Origin of the sequence: Methyloversatilis discipulorum (genome assembly GCF_018780585.1) — a bacterium.
Taxonomy (GTDB): Bacteria; Pseudomonadota; Gammaproteobacteria; order Burkholderiales; family Rhodocyclaceae; genus Methyloversatilis; species Methyloversatilis discipulorum_B.
This window is the reverse complement of record NZ_JADMJL010000034.1, coordinates 16,440-34,035: the sequence shown is the minus strand read 5'-3', so window position 1 is coordinate 34,035 and position 17,596 is coordinate 16,440. Positions and strand designations below refer to the sequence as shown.

The 17,596-nt window shown below is 67.4% G+C and carries 18 protein-coding genes; 10 read left to right on the top strand and 8 right to left on the bottom strand.

Translation table 11 applies throughout. The features are described 5' to 3' along the window. Window positions 1-8: 8 nt before the first annotated feature. Window positions 9-455: an HIT family protein gene (locus IV112_RS14845; protein WP_304004505.1), complete on the bottom strand. Its 447-nt coding sequence runs from the start codon at window positions 453-455 to the stop codon at window positions 9-11. Between the two features lie 332 nt (window positions 456-787). Between IV112_RS14845 and IV112_RS14840 the strand changes: the two genes are divergently transcribed. From IV112_RS14840 to draG, 3 genes are all read left to right on the top strand, one after another. Next, window positions 788-940 (top strand): hypothetical protein, encoded by a 153-nt coding sequence (locus IV112_RS14840; protein ID WP_304004504.1) that lies wholly within the window; start codon window positions 788-790, stop codon window positions 938-940. 88 nt (window positions 941-1,028) lie between these two features. Beyond that, window positions 1,029-1,970, top strand: coding sequence for an NAD(+)--dinitrogen-reductase ADP-D-ribosyltransferase (locus tag IV112_RS14835; RefSeq protein ID WP_304004503.1), 942 nt, complete (start codon window positions 1,029-1,031; stop codon window positions 1,968-1,970). A gap of 20 nt (window positions 1,971-1,990) precedes the next feature. Then, complete coding sequence (gene draG, locus IV112_RS14830; RefSeq protein WP_304004502.1) at window positions 1,991-2,926, top strand: ADP-ribosyl-[dinitrogen reductase] hydrolase; 936 nt, start codon at window positions 1,991-1,993, stop codon at window positions 2,924-2,926. 61 nt (window positions 2,927-2,987) lie between these two features. On the opposite strand, the gene IV112_RS14825 is transcribed toward draG, so the two are convergent. Further along, a complete protein-coding gene (locus tag IV112_RS14825; RefSeq protein WP_304004500.1) occupies window positions 2,988-3,785 on the bottom strand; it encodes a GlcG/HbpS family heme-binding protein in 798 nt (265 codons plus the stop codon). Between the two features lie 103 nt (window positions 3,786-3,888). Here IV112_RS14825 and IV112_RS14820 point away from each other — a divergent pair, with 103 nt between their 5' ends. Then, window positions 3,889-4,797 carry a LysR family transcriptional regulator gene (locus tag IV112_RS14820; protein WP_304004498.1) on the top strand — a complete coding sequence of 303 codons (909 nt, stop codon included), beginning with the start codon at window positions 3,889-3,891 and terminating at the stop codon, window positions 4,795-4,797. 304 nt (window positions 4,798-5,101) lie between these two features. Next, window positions 5,102-6,010 (top strand): 2Fe-2S iron-sulfur cluster-binding protein, encoded by a 909-nt coding sequence (locus IV112_RS14815; protein ID WP_304004496.1) that lies wholly within the window; start codon window positions 5,102-5,104, stop codon window positions 6,008-6,010. A gap of 125 nt (window positions 6,011-6,135) precedes the next feature. Here the strand turns inward: IV112_RS14815 and IV112_RS14810 are convergent, their stop codons facing one another. The 5 genes from IV112_RS14810 to IV112_RS14790 are packed head-to-tail and all read right to left on the bottom strand — an operon-like array spanning window position 6,136 to window position 8,894. Then, complete coding sequence (locus tag IV112_RS14810; protein WP_304004494.1) at window positions 6,136-6,615, bottom strand: cupin domain-containing protein; 480 nt, start codon at window positions 6,613-6,615, stop codon at window positions 6,136-6,138. Window positions 6,616-6,659: 44 nt separating this feature from the next. Beyond that, on the bottom strand, window positions 6,660-7,001 hold the full coding sequence (locus IV112_RS14805; protein WP_304004492.1) for an antibiotic biosynthesis monooxygenase family protein: 342 nt from the start codon (window positions 6,999-7,001) through the stop codon (window positions 6,660-6,662). Continuing rightward, window positions 6,998-7,438: a PaaI family thioesterase gene (locus tag IV112_RS14800; protein WP_304004491.1), complete on the bottom strand. Its 441-nt coding sequence runs from the start codon at window positions 7,436-7,438 to the stop codon at window positions 6,998-7,000. The genes IV112_RS14805 and IV112_RS14800 overlap by 4 nt, the downstream gene beginning before the upstream one ends. Beyond that, entirely contained in the window at window positions 7,416-8,018 is a 603-nt protein-coding gene (locus tag IV112_RS14795) for a 2-hydroxychromene-2-carboxylate isomerase (RefSeq protein ID WP_304004489.1), read from the bottom strand. The genes IV112_RS14800 and IV112_RS14795 overlap by 23 nt, the downstream gene beginning before the upstream one ends. 9 nt (window positions 8,019-8,027) lie before the next feature. After that, entirely contained in the window at window positions 8,028-8,894 is an 867-nt protein-coding gene (locus tag IV112_RS14790; RefSeq protein WP_304004487.1) for a CmcJ/NvfI family oxidoreductase, read from the bottom strand. Window positions 8,895-9,036: 142 nt separating this feature from the next. On the opposite strand from IV112_RS14790, the gene IV112_RS14785 reads away from it, so the two are divergent. Further along, entirely contained in the window at window positions 9,037-10,047 is a 1,011-nt protein-coding gene (locus IV112_RS14785; protein WP_304004485.1) for a GlxA family transcriptional regulator, read from the top strand. Between the two features lie 103 nt (window positions 10,048-10,150). Here IV112_RS14785 and IV112_RS14780 read toward each other — a convergent pair whose 3' ends face one another. Then, a complete protein-coding gene (locus IV112_RS14780; RefSeq protein WP_304004483.1) occupies window positions 10,151-11,614 on the bottom strand; it encodes an efflux transporter outer membrane subunit in 1,464 nt (487 codons plus the stop codon). 92 nt (window positions 11,615-11,706) lie between these two features. Here IV112_RS14780 and IV112_RS14775 point away from each other — a divergent pair, with 92 nt between their 5' ends. From IV112_RS14775 to IV112_RS14760, 4 genes are read left to right on the top strand one after another with little or no spacing between them, the layout of a single operon-like run. Continuing rightward, window positions 11,707-12,324, top strand: a complete 618-nt coding sequence (locus tag IV112_RS14775; protein WP_304004481.1) for a TetR/AcrR family transcriptional regulator — start codon at window positions 11,707-11,709, stop codon at window positions 12,322-12,324. A 50-nt stretch (window positions 12,325-12,374) separates the two neighbouring features. Next, entirely contained in the window at window positions 12,375-13,565 is a 1,191-nt protein-coding gene (locus tag IV112_RS14770; protein ID WP_304004479.1) for an efflux RND transporter periplasmic adaptor subunit, read from the top strand. After that, window positions 13,562-16,687: an efflux RND transporter permease subunit gene (locus IV112_RS14765; protein ID WP_304004477.1), complete on the top strand. Its 3,126-nt coding sequence runs from the start codon at window positions 13,562-13,564 to the stop codon at window positions 16,685-16,687. The genes IV112_RS14770 and IV112_RS14765 overlap by 4 nt, the downstream gene beginning before the upstream one ends. A 41-nt stretch (window positions 16,688-16,728) precedes the next feature. Then, window positions 16,729-17,535, top strand: a complete 807-nt coding sequence (locus tag IV112_RS14760) for an oxidoreductase (RefSeq protein ID WP_304004475.1) — start codon at window positions 16,729-16,731, stop codon at window positions 17,533-17,535. The last annotated feature ends 61 nt before the right edge of the window (window positions 17,536-17,596 follow it).

The window sequence follows — 17,596 nt, the reverse complement described above, 5'->3', positions numbered from 1 at the left end:
AGCCTGCCTCAGCCCCGCGTCAGCACATCGGCGAGCTGCGCCGCATACCCACGCAGCACCTCGGCACCCGGTTCCTTGCGCGGCCAGATCAGGCCGACGCCGTCGTTCGCGTGGCGCGGCAGCACGTGCATGTGGAAGTGGAACACCGTCTGTTCGCCTTCCTTGCCGTTGGCCTGCAGCAGATTCAGCCCCGGCGGGTCGAAGGTTTCGCGGATGGCGGCGGCCACGCGCTGCGCGGTATTCATCACCGCGGCGCCCTCCTCCGGCGTGATGTCGAACAGCGTGACGGCGTGCCGCCGGGTCGCCACCAGCACGTGACCCGGATTGACCTGACCGAGGTCCATGAATGCCAGCGTCAGATCGTCCTCGAACACGCGCGCGGCGGGCAGTTCGCCGGCGACGATGCGACAGAAGATGCAGACGCCGGGCGGCGAGGTATCGACGAATTTCGGCATGAGGGGTCGGGCTCCGTTTGCGCAGGAAGGGTCGGGCGCGGTGCGACGTGCAGGCAGCGCGCGGTCGGGGCAGACGATACACGAGGCCCGGCGGCCGGCCATCGACGGCGGGCGCGCGGTTTGCTGCGACGCTGAACATCGCTGTAGCGGTGGGTGGGCCGGTGCGGATGGTGAGCATCGGCGCCGCGTAGCGCAAACCACTGGACCGGAATGGCTCAGCGCCCGTCCTACGTGCAGCGGTACTGCCGGCCTACAGCGAGCGCTGCCGCCCCGGCCCACACTGAACTGACAGGTCGCCGCGCCCGGTGACCCCGCACCTGGAGGAAATATCGATGATCAAGCTGATTGCAGCCTCGCTCGCCCTTGCACTTGGATATGCATTTGCCCATCGCAAGAAGACGCCGGTCGACCCGGTCGGCGACTGGGAACGCACGCACGACAGCACTGAAACCGCCTATCCGGAAAGCCAGCAAAGCGCGCCCTGAGGCGCGTCCGGCCTGACCGGGCAGCGATCTGCATCATCCTTGACCACCGTGCTTGACGGGCGGCGAAAAGGCCTCGAATACTGGCCGGATGCCGATCGAATCTGCTCTTCCGCATGGCACCGGGCCGCGACACGCGCAACCCGGAACGCTGTCGTCACCCGCATCCGCGCTGGATGCGTCCGTCGTCTCGCCTGACACGGGCGGGACGGCGGACGCCCAGCCGCACCGCTGGTACAGCACCAATCTGGTCGGCGTGCCGGCGCCGGTGCTGGCCAGCCGGCTGTTCAACGAACATCCGGTGCCGCTGCACATCGCCGGCACGCGCGAGGCGCACCGCGGTCTGTTCGCGTTGCTGGATCGCTGCGCGGATCTGCCCGAAGCGCGCGACGTGTTCGAGCACTACGTCGCCATCGCCTTCGGCCTGCAACCGGCCGACGCGCCGCGCGACAGCGCCGAGGCGCGACGCTGGCGCTGCAGCTGGCGCCGTCTGTTGCAAGGCTGGGGTGGCGACGCCAACGGCCCGGCCGGCGCCGTGCTGAAAGGCTGGGTCGAAAGCCGCTTCGGCCTGGTACCCATGTTCCACAAGGCAAGGCTGGAGCGCTTCCCGTCCCCCGCCTGGGTGAGCTATCTCGAAGAGAAGGCCGCCAGCCGCTATCACGGCAACTGCATCCACCAGCAGCTCGACCTGCTGTACGAATTCAGCCAGTGGGCACTCACCCGCTTCGGCCTGCCGCGCCATACCGGCGACGACACGCATGTGCGCCTGTGGCGCGGCAGCACGCGCTGCGAAGAGCAACTGGTGGCCGGCCGGCTGCAGGACCGCGAATGCACCGTGCGCCTGAACAGCATCGCGTCCTTTTCGCTGTCGCGCGACGAGGCCGGCTGTTTCGGCGACTGGGTGTTCGAACTGCAGGTGCCGCGCTGCAAGCTGCTGGTGTGGCCCGGTCTGCTGCCCGGCCCGGTGCTGCACGGCGAACAGGAAGTGCTTGCCCTGGGCGGCGACTACCCGGCACAGGCAAGCTGCCAATGAATCCGCTTTCTGAACCGCATATGACTGACGACTTCGACACGCTGTACGACCGCGCCCTCGGCGCCTACCTGGGTCTGGCCATCGGCGACGCACTGGGCGCCACGGTCGAATTCATGCGCCCGCGCGAAATCCGGGCGCAGTATGGCGAGCATCGAGACATCGTCGGCGGCGGCTGGCTTAGGCTGGCGCGCGGACAGGTGACCGACGACACGACGATGTGCCTGGCGCTGGGTGATGCGCTGCTGGAGGTCGGCGGCGCGCGTCTGGCCAGCGCGGCGCAGGCCGGCGACGACGAACTCGCCGGCATGACGCGCGTGATCGCCGATGCCTTCGTCGGCTGGCTGCGCGGCAAGCCGGTGGATTGTGGCAACACCTGCCGCCGCGGCCTGCAGCGCTACCTTGCCGACGGCAGCCTGAGCGGCCTGCAGAACGAGCGCGATGGCGGTAATGGCGCGCTGATGCGCAACCTGCCGACGGTGCTGGCGCTGTGGCACGACGCCGCAGCGCTGGAACGCGTGAGCCTGGCGCAGGCGCGCATCACCCACCACCACCCGCTGTCCGATGCCGCCACGGTGGGCTTCGCGCGGCTGCTCGCCCGTCTGCTGTCGGGAGCATCGCACGACGATGGCGCGGCCTGGGTGGCGGATTGGGTGCAGACCCACCCCGCCTTCGCCTTCCAGCCCTACCCCGGCCGCGCCACCGCCTATGTGGTCGATACCGTGCAGACCGTGCTGTACCACTTCGTCAGCCACGCCGATTTCGAAACGGCGCTCATTGCCACCGTCAACATGGGTGACGACGCCGACACCACCGGCGCCCTGGTCGGCATGCTGGCCGGCGCCCTGTGCGGCGCGCGCGCCCTGCCCGAACGCTGGCTGAGCCGTTTGCAACGCGACGTTGTAATGGCGATCACCGACCAGACCAGCGGACTGCTGGCGATGAGCCGTCGAGGATAGGTCGCTCCGCTGCCGACCCGGCGCCGACAGAGGGCGCCACCAGGGACGCCCTCGATACCGCTCAGTCCTGCGTCGTCGCAGCCAGCCCGTCGCGGCGGCGGGTGGGCGGCAAGGCCTTCACCACCGCCTCTTCGGTCGCGGCATTGACGCAGTGCGGCTGCTTCCAGTCGCCGTCGAAGCTGATCTGATCGACGCCATCCGGGCCAACACCGGCCGGCACGTAGTCGAGCCGCAGCAGGTTGCGCGTACGCCAGGCGATGGCGTGATCGGCGCAGGAGCTGTCGCCCGACACGCCGAGCGCGCCCAGCAGTTCGCCCTGTGCGCTGTACAGCGCCAGCCCGCCGCCGAACACATTGACGCCGCCCATGCGCTGGCCCACCAGCGGATCGTTCGCCTGCCCCCAGGCCGTTGCAGGTCCGGCATACGCCAGCGCTGCATTGACCGGATTGCTCTCCTGCAGACCGAACAGGCTGCCGCCCGGCTGCGTGGCGCTGTACAGATTGGCGGTGGCCAGTGCCAGCGTGGGCAGGCTGAAGGCATTGGCGGTATTCGCCTTCTGCGCCGAAATGGCCCGGCTGCCCGGCCACTGGCTGGCGTTACTTTCGCCGGTGAAGGCCACCGCGCACACCGTGCCGCTGCGGCTCACGACAGTGCCCCACATGTCGAGATCGAAGCCGCCGTTGTCAGCGCGCCGGGCACGGGTGAGCGCCTCGCGCAGTTCGGCATGGCCGGGCAGTGCCGCGCACTCGGCGGCGACCGCCTTGCTGTCCGCGCCCTGCGGCGAAGCGAAGGCCGGCGTGGCGGCCAGACCAGCCAGCACTGCGAAGGAAGTAACGATGGAAGTGTGAAGGGCTTTCATGACTGCATCCTCTGTTGAATGGGTGATGTAGCCAGTATCGGGATGCGGGGAGTGGAAATAAATGGAATGATCCGGATTTCAGTATTCCACTTTTCGGCAGACCATGAATTCACTGCAGGACGCGCTGCGCATCTTCGTCGCCGCCGCCGACGCGAAGAACTTCCGCGAGGCCGCAACCCGGCTGGGCCTGTCGCCGCAGGCCGTCACCCGGGCCATCCGCCGTCTCGAAGATCACTTCGGCGAAACGCTGTTCCACCGCACGACGCGGCAAACGCGCATCACCGAGTTCGGCACCGCCAAGGCAGCCGAAGCCGCAGCGACGCTGTCGCAGCTCGACGAAGTGCTGCGGCCCGCCGAGAAGCGGGCAGCCGCGGCGATGGCCGGGCGCGTGCGCATCACCGCGCCGCGCGCGCTCGGTCGACTGCTCGTGCTGCCCGTCCTGACCCGGCTCGCGGTGGAGCATCCGGGCATTGCCATCGACATCCGGCTGTCGGACGAACTGAGCGACGCCGTGGACGAACAGATCGACATCGGCGTGCGCATGGGCGTGTTGAGCCACGCGCGCTCCGTGATGCGGCGTGTCGGCAAGGTGGCCTTCGGCGTGCATGCAAGTCCGGCGCTGATCGAACGCGTCGGCGTGCCGCCCTCGGTCGAAGCGCTGCACGCGCTGCCCACCAGCGCGCTGATCAACCGCAACACCAACCGCCCGTGGCACTGGTTCTTCAGCCGCGAACGTACGCTGCTGCCGCAGCAGCCCGCCTTCTTCACCGACGACCCGGCGGCCGAGTGCGAAGCCGCGCTGGCCGGCATCGCGTTCGCGCAGCTGCCCGACTATCTGGCGCGCGCACACGTGCGCGCCGGGCGACTGGTCGAGGTGCTGGAGAAGGACGCACCGCCGCCGTGGGACGTCATGGTGTATCGCCCGCAGCGCGGCCCGGTGCCGGCGCGGGTGCGTCTGGTCTTCGACGCCATCGTCGCCGGCCTGAAGGACGACGGCCAGGATGGAAGTTGAACTGCACGCGGTGTTCGGCGATGCGATTTGTGTCGCAAACACTGCGTAGCCGACAGGTCTGTCCACAAGGCGCCACGCCCCTGCAGCGCAGGCGTTAGCACAGCACTTTCAAACCGCCTTGAAGCAGATCAAACCCGTCGTTCATCCACCTTCGTGAAAGCGGGACAAAACGCAATTTCATGATGTGGATCAATGACTTCATGGTATGCACTCATGTCATGAAGGTTACACGGAGGCGCCATTCACGCGGCATGCAACTTGCAGTCAGACCGGGTCCGATCCGGACACAACCTGGAGCCCCGAAATGGCTAACGTAACCTTCTCTTCTCCGTTGATGCCGCGCGATCTCACGGTCTATGCGGTGGCCGGTGAACGCGGCACTCTGCTCGCCCTCGCCAAAGCCAACAACATCCCGATTCCGTTCGACTGTCAGGACGGTGAATGCGGCTCATGCCTGGTGGAGGTCGTGCACTACAGCCCGACCGTGCGCTATGGCATCGCCCTGACTGAAAAGGAAAAGGAAATCCTGCGTCAGCTCGGCAAGATCACCAAGCAGGAGATCATGGACGCCGAAGTGAATGACATGCCGCCGCGTCACCGGCTGGCCTGCCAGTGCTTCGTTCGCGACGAGGATATCGCCGTCGTGTTCGAAGGCGATGTGACCAAGCCGGTGAAGGGACCGGCGTTGTCGATCGCCGCCGCGATCTACAAGGGCGGTGTCGGCATCCAGACGCTCGACCAGTTCCTGAACTATGCGGTCAAGGTCGAAGAAGACGCTGCCGTGCACTTCGAAGAACTGGCGGAGCGCATGAACGCCTGTGGCAACAGCGACGTGGCTGCGCTGTTCGCGCAGCTCGGCAGCTATTCGCGCCTGCATCTGGAAGAGGCCAAGGCCAGGTGCGCGAAGTACGAAGTGGTGGAAAGCCTGCCGGCCAGTTCCGCCTGGCCCGACAACACCACCCCGGAAAAGACTGCACTGTGGGCAGGCGATCCCGCCCTGACGCGTCTCGGTGCGCTCAAGGCCGCGTTGCAGGGCGAACGCCGTGGCTACGAGTTCTACTACGCGATTGCCAACACCACGCGCGACGCGAACATCCGCAAGGTGGCGAAGGAGTTCGTGCGCGAAGAAGCGGAACACGTCGAGAAGCTGAAGCAGTGGATCGAGCAGGAAGAGGCCGCCCTGCGTCGCGCGGCGGAAGCGGTCGCCGGCTGATGCAGGCGTGACGGACGAAGGGGCGGCAGCCTGGCGCCCCTTCACGCCACGCAGATGGCGAATACCGGCCCGTTCATTCCGTTCCATCCCAGGCCCACCGCACCGTGTGCCGACCCTTCGCCCCCTCAGTACGGTCGCCCGTCCTTGTGGCTGAACACCCAGTGCCCGTCGATCAGTTCCGCCCGCAGATCGTCGTCCGGGTAGCTCGCCTGATCGTCCCGACTGCGGTCGCCGATCTCCAGATAAAGCACGACTTCCGTTGTGTCATTGACGAGACGATGGCCGTTGTCGCTGCCCGCTGCGAAACCGGCGCACATGCCGGGTGACAGGCGGGTCAGTCCTTCGTCGGTGTGCAGCCCCGGCGCGCCCTGCAGCACGTAGATGAATTCGTCCTGCCGGCTGTGCGCGTGGCGCAGCGCAGACACCGCGCCGGGTTCGAGCCGCGTCAGGTTCACGCCGAAATTCTGCAGGCCGAACAGATCGCCGAGCGCACGCTTGGTGCGACCGCGCATGCGCGACGCGAACGGTTCCGGGTAGGCGGACGGCCGGTTGCGCGGGGCCACGTCCGCGGCAAGCACGGCAATCGGGCGCGGGGGTGCAGACATACAGGACTCCTGTGATGTGGAGGGCAAGGCAAGGACGGGCGACGTCATTTCCGCAGCGTCGTCCCGTACGCGCGCTCGACCCGCGCCACGCGCAGCGAGAACTGCGCGTACCAGCGTTCGCGGCCGGTCTGGCGCGCGAGTGCGTGCTCGGCGTGATTGCGCCACGCTGCGATGGCCTCCTCGCTGGCCCAGTAGGACACATTGAGGCCGAAGCCGTCCGGGTTGCGGGCGCGCTCGATGCCGAGAAAGCCTGGCTGCCGCGCGGCCAGCTCGACCATGCGCTCGGCCATGTCGGCATAGCCGTTGTCGCCGGGCGTGCGCTGCGCCGAGAAGATCACCACGTAGTAGGGCGGTTCGGGGGTATCGGCAAAGCAGGGATTCGTCATTGCGAAGCTCCGGTCTCAGGAGTGATGGCGCAGCTCGCCTTGATCAGCGCAACCGTCCGCTCGCCGACGCGGAACTCGCCGGACGCGACGCACTGGCGGCGACCGATGCGGTGCGCATGAATGCGGCCGAGCAGCCAGTCACCCGCGCGGCTCGGGCCGAGGTAGTCGACGGACAGGCTGGCGGTCACCAGCCGTGCGGGCGCCGGCAACTGCGCGGCGATGAAGCCGACCAGGAAGATGTCGGCCAGCGTGGCGATGACGCCGCCGTGCGTGATGCCCAGCCCGTTGCAGTCGTCGCCCGTGATGCGTGCCGCGAACAGATCCGTGAGGACGCCGCCGGTGAACACCGTGCGACCGCCGAAGAAGGGGCCGCGCAGCACGCGCGGCACGAAGCCCTCCGGCGCGCCGCTGTGCTCATCGACGGTGGATGGCGGCATCGAGTGCGTCCTCCAGCTGTTCGTTGCCCCAGTACAGCGCATCACCGACGAAGAAGCTGGGCGCGCCGAACAGGCCGCGCCGCGCCCCCTGCTCGGTCTGCGCGCGCAGCGCCTGCTTCACCTCGGGCGACTGCGCGCTCGCGAGCGCGGCATCCGCCGGCTGGCCCAGTTCGGCGAGCAGGCGACGCATCGCATCGACGTCGTCGATGTCCGCGTCATCGACGAAGTTCAGTTCGAACACGCGGGTGCAGAAAGAGGCGATCCACGGCGCTTCCGCATGCGCGAGCGCGATGCGGGCGGGCAGCACGCCGTTGCGTGGAAACTGCGACGGCTTGCGCCACGGCAGCGCGTGCCGCGCGCACTGGCGCGTAAGGTCGGTCCACATCCAGGCGAACTTGGCCGGCTGCTGCAGGAAGGGCGAGGCCTGCCAGCCAGCGGCACGGAAGATGGGGCCGAGCAGCAGCGGGCGCCACAGCACGCGCACGCCGCGCAGCCGGGCCAGCGTGTCGATGTGCGCCGTGCTGAGGTAGCTGTAGGGGCTGGCGAAGTCGAACCAGTATTCGATGAACGGGTCGTTCATGACGCGCCCTCAGTCGAACAACACGAGGCAGCGCGCCTCGATGCTCGCGCGCAGCGGCGCGTCGGCCGGTGCGGCCGGGTCGAGAAAGGCGGCGTGCGGCGTGAAGCGCGATACGCCGCTCGCCTGCGAGTCGTACTGCTTGAACACCAGCACCTCGCGCTTCGTCATGTGCGGGAAGTAGTGCCAGCGGTGCTGCGGCGCGTGCTTCAGCACATAGATTTCGCCGCTGCGTCCGGGGTAGCGGATCTCCGCCGCGACCAGGTCCTGCGCCATCACCGAGCGCGCATCGCACATCGCCAGCGGCGCGTCGAGCACCGGCTCGATCAGTGGGCGCCACACGTTCACCACCGCATAGCGCCGGATGCGCGCGCGGTCCGCCTCGTCGGGCAGCACCAGCGCGAGGCGGCGCAGACCGCTCGCCTCCGAATAGTCGTTGTGCACGCGCCCCACCGCCGAGGCTTGGGCGTTCTGCCGGCCGAAGGTGAGCTGCTGTTCGTCGCGGCTGCGCCGGCGGATCTGGTGGTCGAAGCACAGCGCGCGAACACCGCCGGCGGCCTCGCAGGCGATGGCCTCGACCTCCGGGTAGTAGCGACTGCGGATGCGCGCGTCGTCATCGAAGTCATCAACGCAACTCGCCACCTCGCGCAGTTCGAAGCCTTGACGGTGGAGCAGGAAGTGCTGCGCGCCCGGGCGGGCGTCGATGATGTCGACCACGTGCGTGCGGTAGCTGCAGTTCTCCCACGGCTCGCCGTCGGGCGGCGGGTACATGTAGTTGAACGGCGTGCCCGCGCTGTCGTGCAGGTAATCCAGTCCGCCGGTGGTGTGCGCCAGCCGGGAAGTGCCGGCACGCAGGAAGCGTTCGTCAGGGGTATTCACGTGAGGCTCCTCGGTGATCGTCGGGCGGACACCCGCCGCCACTGTTGCCGTGCGGCCTTGGATGTCCGGGTGTCCATGCTGCGGTCCGGGAGCCTTCCGATCGAGTGTCTGGATCGACATCAATCGGGCTAATATGGACATCATGAAAACCGCCGTACTGATCCTGCCCGGCGTGCTCGACATCAGCCTGGGCATCACGCTGGACGTGATGAACACCGCCAACCGCCTGTGTCTGCAGGCCGAACGACCGCCGCTGTTCGAGGTGACGCTGGCCGGCACCGGGCGGCGGCGCGAGCGCAGCGGTTCCGGGCTCGAAGTCGGCCCGCTCGCGCGCATGGTCGATCTGCCGGCGCCCGATCTGGTGCTGCTGCCGGGCGCCAATCGCGCCCAGCGCGAAGCGCTGGAAGAATGGCTGGCGACGCGCGACGTGGTGAAGGCGATGGCGCGTGTGGGCCACTGGCTGGAAGGGGGCGCCGTCGTCGCCGCATCCTGCGTCAGCACCTTCGCGCTGGCGCAGGCCGGCCTGCTCGACCGGCGCGTCGCCACCACCAGCTGGTGGCTGGCGCCCTTGTTCCGCGAACGCTTTCCGCAGGTCGATCTCGACATGACGCGCATGGTGGTCAGCGACGGCCCGATCAGCACCGCCGGCGCCGCGCTGGCCCAGGCCGACCTGATGCTCGCGCTGGTGGCGCACCACGGCTCGGACGAACTGGCACGCAGTTGCGCACGCTTCCTGATGCTGGACCACCGCGTATCGCAAAGTCAGTACGCCATCGCCTCGCATCTGGCACGGCAGACACCGACGCTGCAGCGCGCCGACCGCTGGCTGCAGACCCGCCTCGGCGAACCCGTCACGCTCGCCATGCTGGCCGACGCGCTGCACATGACGCCGCGCACGCTGAGCCGGCACTTCGCGTCGGCGGTCGGCATGTCGCCCATTCAGTACGTGCAGAAACTGCGCGTCGAGCGTGCCACCCAGTTGCTCGAAACCGGCCACGCCTCGCTCGAATCGGTGGCCGCCCAGGTCGGCTATGCCGACCCGTCGATGCTGCGCAAACTGCTGCGCCGCGAGCGCGGGGTTACGGCGCGGGGCGTGCGGGCACGGTCACGTGCGGCGGGCAGCGGAGACGAGCGTCCGCAAAACCCGGGGTGATTCACGCCGCCTGTCAGAATGACGGCGACGTTCTTCGTGACGCGCTTGTGGGCGTTAGCAGACACCACGCGCGAACCCCCGGGCGCGACGGGCCTCCCGGCGACTACCTGACTGCCAGCGCGTCCGATTCACGTGCTTGCCACCCTCCACCCAGTGCCTTGAAGGCAGCGACCGCTGCGCGTACGGATTCAGTTTGTGCTTGAACGCGCGCGTCGGATGCACGAAGGAGACTTTCGTCCGCTTGCAGGACTTCAATCAGGCTGACGACACCCTTCTGATACGCCGCAAACGAGGCGTCCCGTGCGCGCCCGAATGAGTCCACACCTTGAGTCAGCACAGCGGCCTGCTCTTCGCGCCTGACCAACGACGACAACGCGTTCTCGACGTCTTCCGTTGCCCGCAGGACAGCAAGCCGGTACGCGGACAGCATTTCCGCTTCGTATCCTTTCGCCTGATCGATCTGCGCGTCGATGCGGCCGAAATCGAACAGACGCCAGCGCAGACCCAGCACGCCTGCAGCCTGACCCGCACCACGGGTGAACAGATTGCCGCTCGCGACCGATGTCGCGCTGCCTATCAGTCCACTCAGAGAGAGTTTCGGGTAGTACTCGGCGATAGCGCCGCCAATACGCGCGCTGGATGCGGCGAGGCGACGTTCGGCCGCGATCAGATCCGGCCGCCGGCGAAGCAGTTCGGCCGGCGCCCCCATGGCCGCGATCTGCGGGGCTGCCGGAATATCACGGGGGGCGGCCAATTCGGCCCGATGCGTGCCCGGGTGAGAACCCAGCATCACGTCCAGTGCATTCATGGCGGCGTCCAGACCCGCCTCAAGCACCGGCACCGAGGCCTGAGCCTGGGCAAGCGCACCTTCGGCCTGCCTCACTTGAAGCTCGGCCGCCAGCCCTTTGCCGTGCAGAAGCTTGATGGTGCTGAGCAGTTCCTGCTGCGTCCTGACCTGTCGCCGGGCGACATCCAGCCGGGCCTGCAATCCACGGATGGTGATGTAGATGTCGGCAGTCTGTGCCGTCACGGCCAGGCGCGTCGCAACCGCGCCCGCTTCCGAAGCCTGGTATTCGGCCCACGCCGCTTCCCGTCCGCGGCGCAGACCTCCGAACACGTCCAGCTCCCAGCTCGCAGCGATATTGGTTTCGTAGGCTCTGCCGTCGCGGTCGAAATCGGGCGTCGAGTTCAGGATCTGGCCCAAGGGCGTTTCGACGGAGCGATAGGCCCTGGCCGCTTCACCGGCGACGTGGCCCGAGGGCAGCAGTGCGGCGTTGGCCGCGCCAAGGCCGGCGCGCGACTGGGCGACACGGGCCGCCGCTTGCGCGATGTCCAGGTTCTGCTCCTGCGCCAGGGCCACGAAGCGCTCAAGCTGCGGATCATTGAAGGCGGCCCACCAGATCGTGAGGTCCGCCTGCTGCCGTACCTGTCGGCGCTCGACAGCTTCCTGACCGATGAATACCGGCGAAAGCGCGATCTCAGGCTGCCGATACTCAGGACCCACGGCGCAGCCCGTCAAGACACCGGCGCTCAGAAGTAGGACGAGAGAGCGGGGATAGGCGAACATTAAAGTCTCCCGGAAAGTTGAGTTCACGCGGTGACTATAATCCGTAGTGGTCACTCATTGTCAAGCCATCATCGACGCGGTATTGTTTTTCCATGAGCGAAATCGACACTTCTACACCCCACTCGCGCGGCCCCGCCGACCACAGCGTTCGAGAGCAGATCGTCGCGGCGGCCGGAGAACACTTCAGCCACTACGGCTACGAAAAGACCACCGTTTCGGATCTGGCCAAGGCAATCGGCTTTTCCAAGGCCTACATCTACAAGTTCTTCGATTCCAAGCAGGCGATCGGCGAGGCCATCTGCGCCACCACCTTGAGCGCCATCATCCTTGCGGTCGAGGAGGCGGTGGCTGGCGCACCCACGCCCACCGAAAAATTCCGCCGCATGTTCAGGACCTTGGTATCAACCGGCGTGGGCCTGTTCTTCAACGACCGCAAGCTGTACGACATCGCCGCGCACTCGGCCGGCGAGGGCTGGCCGTCCGCACGCGCCTACTGCGAGCGCATCCGGCAGATCCTCACCGAGATCGTCCGCGAGGGCCGGGAAAGTGGCGAGTTCGAACGCAAGACCCCGCTGGACGAGACGGTGCAGGCGATCGATCTGGTCATGCAGCCCTACGTCAATCCGCTGCTGCTCCAGTACAACCTGGATGTGGCCGACGAGGCACCGACGCAGCTTTCCAATCTGGTGCTGCGCAGTCTGGCGCCTTAGAGCGTTCCCACGTCCGCACGTAGTGACTATTGACAACCATAGTCACTCGAATGAAGATGGAGGCCTTCGTGTTCCCGGAGGTCGCCATGTTTCAGCGTTGCAATATTCCCTTCCTCGCCGCCGTCGGTCTGCTGCCCCTGACGCTGGCGGCGTGCGGCGAGGCCACGTCCTCGATCGACGCGCGCACCCAGATTCCGCTGGTGCGGGTGGGAGCGGTTGAGGCCGCGGTGCAGGCTGACCGGTCCTTCACCGGCGTCGTTGCGGCGCGGGTGCAGAGCGACCTGGGCTTCCGCGTTCCGGGCAAGATCCTGGAACGTCTGGTCGACACCGGGCAGACCGTCAAGCGCGGCCAGCCGCTCATGCGCATCGATCCCACCGACTTGCGGCTTGCCACGCGCGCCCGTGACGAGGCGGTGACCGCTGCCGCAGCGCGGGCGCGCCAGACCGCGGACGACGAAGCGCGATACCGCGATCTCGTCGCGACGGGCGCCGTATCGGCCTCTGCCTACGACAAGATCAAGGCCGCCGCCGACGCGGCGCGGGCGGAACTGGAGGCGGCCAAGGCTCAGGCCGACATGGCCCGCAATGAAACCGGCTACGCCGTCCTGCTCGCCGACGCGGACGGCGTGGTGGTGGACACCCTGGTGGAGCCGGGCCAGGTCGTCGGCGCCGGGCAAGTGGTCGTCCGTGTGGCCAATTTCGGGCGCCGCGAAGCAGTCGTCAATCTCCCGGAAACCTTGCGCCCGGCGGTCGGCTCGGCAGGGGTCGCGACCCTTTATGGCAGCGGGCTCACCGGCCCGGCCCGCTTACGCCAGTTGTCTGACGCCGCCAACCCACTCACGCGCACCTTCGAGGCACGCTACGTGCTGGAAGGCCGCCTGGCGGAAGCGCCTCTGGGCTCGACCGTCTCGATCCAGATCTCCCGCGACCGCTCCGGCCCCGCAGTGCAGGTACCGATCGGTGCGATCTTCGACCCGGGCAAAGGGCCTGGCGTATGGGTGGTCGAGGAAGAGGGACGCCAGGAACAAGGGGGAAGCCAGGAACAAGGAACCCGCGTCACCTGGCGTGCGGTGCAGGTGACCGGCCTCGGTGAGGAAACCGCTGCGGTCACCGGTGGCGTCTCCGCCGGCGATCGCATCGTCGTGCTCGGCGCCCACCTGCTGCAGGAAGGCGAGCACGTGCGAGTGGCCGACAGCAAAACCCCCGCACGTGTGGCGGCGTCCAGCGGAGAGCGGCAATGAGCGCTCCGACGCACTCGACCGAGGGGGCGCACCCTTCCCGCCATGAGGGGGGTGATTCGACCAGCGCCTTCAACCTCTCGGCCCTTGCCGTACGCGAGCGGTCGGTCACCCTGTTCTTGATGATCGTGATCTTCGTCGCTGGCGCGGTGGCGTTCCTGACGCTGGGCCGGGCGGAAGACCCGGCCTTCACGATCAAGCAGATGACCGTGGTGACGGCCTCGCCCGGGGCCACGGCAAAGGAGATGGAAGAACTCGTCGCCGAGCCGCTCGAAAAGCGCCTGCAGGAACTGCGCTGGTATGACCGGTCCGAGACCTATACGCGACCGGGCCTGGCCTTCACCACGCTGACCCTGCTCGACAGTACGCCGCCGGCTGACGTCCCCGACGAGTTCTATCAGGCGCGCAAGAAGCTCGGCGACGAGGCACTCAAGCTGCCGCGTGGCGTCATCGGCCCGATGGTCAATGACGAATACGCCGACGTGACCTTCGCGCTGTACGCCTTGAAGGCGCACGGCGCTGCGCATCGGCAGCTGGTGCGCGATGCCGAGACCCTGCGTCAGCGTCTGCTGCACGTGCCGGGCGTCAACAAGGTGAACATCATCGGCGAGCAGGCCGGACGGATCTTCGTCGAGTTCTCCCACGACCGCCTCGCGACCCTGGGCGTCTCCCCGCAAGCCCTCTTTGCGGCGCTGAACGGGCGCAACGTCATGACGCCCGCCGGCTCGATCGAAGCCAAGGGACCGCAGGTGTTCATCCGGCTGGACGGAGCGATCGACGACCTGGAGGCGATCCGGAACACGCCGGTCGCTGCGCGCGGACGTACGCTCAAGCTCGGCGACGTTGCCGAGGTGAAGCGCGGCTACGAAGACCCGGCCACCTTCCTCATCCGCAACAACGGCGAGCCGGCGCTGATGCTCGAGGTCGTGATGCGCGAGGGCTGGAACGGCCTCGATCTTGGCCGCGCGCTGGAGGCGGAAGCCGCTGCGATCAACGCCGAGCTCCCGCTGGGCATAAGCCTTTCCAGGGTCACGGACCAGTCGGTCAACATCAGTTCGGCCGTCGACGAGTTCATGCTCAAGTTCATTGCCGCGCTCGGCGTGGTGATGCTGGTGGGCTTCCTCAGCATGGGCTGGCGTGCCGGCATCGTGGTCTCGGCCGCAGTGCCGCTGACCCTGGCCGCAGTCTTCGTCGTCATGGCTGCCACCGGCAAGAACTTTGACCGCATTACCCTGGGTTCACTGATTCTGGCCCTGGGTCTTCTGGTCGACGACGCGATCATCGCGATCGAGATGATGGTGGTGAAGATGGAGGAAGGCTACGACCGCATCCGTGCAGCCGCCTATGCGTGGAGCCATACCGCGGCGCCCATGCTGTCGGGGACACTGGTGACGGCGATCGGCTTCATGCCGAACGGCTTCGCCAAATCGACGGCCGGCGAATACACCAGCAACATGTTCTGGGTGGTCGGCATTGCCCTGATCGCATCCTGGATCGTCGCCGTGGTGTTCACGCCCTACCTCGGGGTCAAACTGCTGCCCGATTACACGCCGCGCGAGGGCGGGCACGGTGCGATCTACGCGACGCCGAACTACCAGCGCTTCCGCCGCCTGCTGGGATCGGTGATCCAGCGCAAATGGCTGGTGGCGGCGAGCGTGATCGGCACCTTCGCCATCGCCGTGCTGGGCATGGGCGTGGTCAACAAGCAGTTCTTTCCGACTTCGGACCGGCCCGAGGTGCTGATCGAAGTACAGATGCCCTATGGCACCGCGATCCAGCAGACGAGTGCGGCGGTCGCCAAGGTCGAGGCGTGGCTGGCCGCGCAGCCGGAAGCGAAGATCGTGACCGCCTACATCGGCCAGGGAGCACCGCGCTTCTACCTGGCCATGGCGCCGGAAATGCCCGATCCGTCCTTCTCGAAGATCGTCGTCCTGACCGACGACCAGGCTGCGCGCGAAACACTCAAGCTGAAGCTGCGGCAGGCGGTGGCCGACGGTCTGGTGCCGGAGGCGCGCGTGCGGGCGACCCAACTGGTGTTCGGCCCGCCCTCGCCCTTCCCGGTGGCCTTCCGCGTGATGGGGCCGGACGCCGACACGCTGCGCGAGATCGCTGCAGAGGTGCGTGCCGTGATGCAGGCCTCGCCCCAGATGCGCACGGTCAATACCGACTGGGGAGAGCGCGTGCCCACGCTGCGCTTCTCGCTCGACCAGGACCGGCTGCAGAGCCTCGGCCTCACCTCCAGCGACGTGGCGCAGCAGCTTCAGTTCCTGTTGAGCGGCATCCCCATTACCGAGGTGCGCGAAGACATCCGTTCGGTTCAGGTCGCTGCCCGTTCGGCCGGGCACACCCGGCTGGATCCGGCCCGGATCGGCGATTTCACGCTGGTCGGCGCGACCGGCGAGCGGATTCCGCTGTCGCAGGTGGGCACCGTGGAGGTCCAGATGGAAGACCCGATCCTGCGTCGCCGCGACCGCACGCCGACCATCACCGTACGCGGCGACATCGCCGAGGGCCTGCAGCCGCCGGATGTGTCCACTGCGGTGTGGCAGGATCTTCAGCCCATCATCGCCAGACTGCCTGCCGGTTACCGGATCGAACTGGCCGGCTCGATCGAGGAATCCGCCAAGGCCAACAGCGCCTTGCTGCCGGTCTTCCCGGTCATGATCGCGCTGACGCTGATCACCATCATCTTCCAGGTCCGCTCGATCTCGGCGATGACGATGGTGTTCGCCACTGCGCCGCTGGGCCTGATCGGTGTCGTGCCCACCCTGCTGCTGTTCAACCAGCCCTTCGGCATCAACGCGCTGGTCGGCCTGATTGCGCTGGCGGGCATCCTGATGCGCAACACGCTCATCCTGATCGGCCAGATCCACGACAACGAGAAGGCGGGGCTGGGCCCCTTCGATGCGGTGGTGGAAGCCACCGTGCAGCGCGCGCGTCCGGTCATCCTGACCGCCCTCGCCGCCATCCTGGCCTTCATCCCGCTCACCCAGTCGGTGTTCTGGGGAACGCTCGCCTACACCCTGATCGGCGGCACCTTCGCCGGCACGGTGCTGACACTGGTGTTCCTGCCGGCCATGTATTCCATCTGGTTCAGGATCAGGCCAGCACCGGCGCAAAGCTGATCAGTCATCACTCCACTCGCCTCATACAGAAAGGAACTGCCATGTCGCACTCCGAAGTCGTCATCGTCACCGGCGTGTCATCGGGCATCGGACGTGCCGCCGCCATCAGGCTGGCCGCGCTGGGTTGCCGGGTGTTCGGTACCGTGCGCAACGCCGCGCAGGCAGCGCCGATACCCGGCGTTTCATTCATCGAGATGGACGTCCGTGACCAAGCGTCGATCGAGCGCGGAATCCGGACCGTCATCACGCAGGCCGCACGCATCGACGTGCTGGTCAACAGTGCCGGCGTGACCCTGCTGGGCGCAGCGGAGGAGACGTCGATCTCCGAAGCCCAGACGCTGTTCGACACCAACCTCTTCGGCCTGCTGCGTACGATCAAGGCCGTGCTGCCCCACATGCGCAAACAGGGGTCCGGTCGCATCGTCAATGTCAGTTCGGTGCTGGGCTTCCTGCCGGCGCCTTACATGGCGCTCTATGCGGCATCCAAGCATGCCGTCGAAGGCCTGTCCGAAACGCTGGATCACGAGGTCCGCCAGTTCGGCATCCGTGTGGCGCTTGTCGAACCCTCCTTCACCCGGACCAATCTGGATCTCAACGCGCCGCAGGCAGCGTCCAGGATTCCCGACTACGAAAAGGAACTCGGCACCGTTTCGCAGGCCATCCGGAGAAATGTCCAGAAGGCGCCCCAGCCTGACGGGGTCGCGGCGGTGATCGTCGACGCCGCGCTGGGGGCATGGAAGATGCGCCACACCCCGAAAGGCGAAGCCTCGCTGCTGGCCAAGCTGCGCCGCTTCATGCCCGCTGGTCCGGTCGAGAAGGGCCTGCGCAAGACGTTCGGGCTCGCCTGAATCGGCCCCGATCTTCCAGCCCGTGCAAGAACTGCAGGCGCACGGCCATCGGGGATCGCCA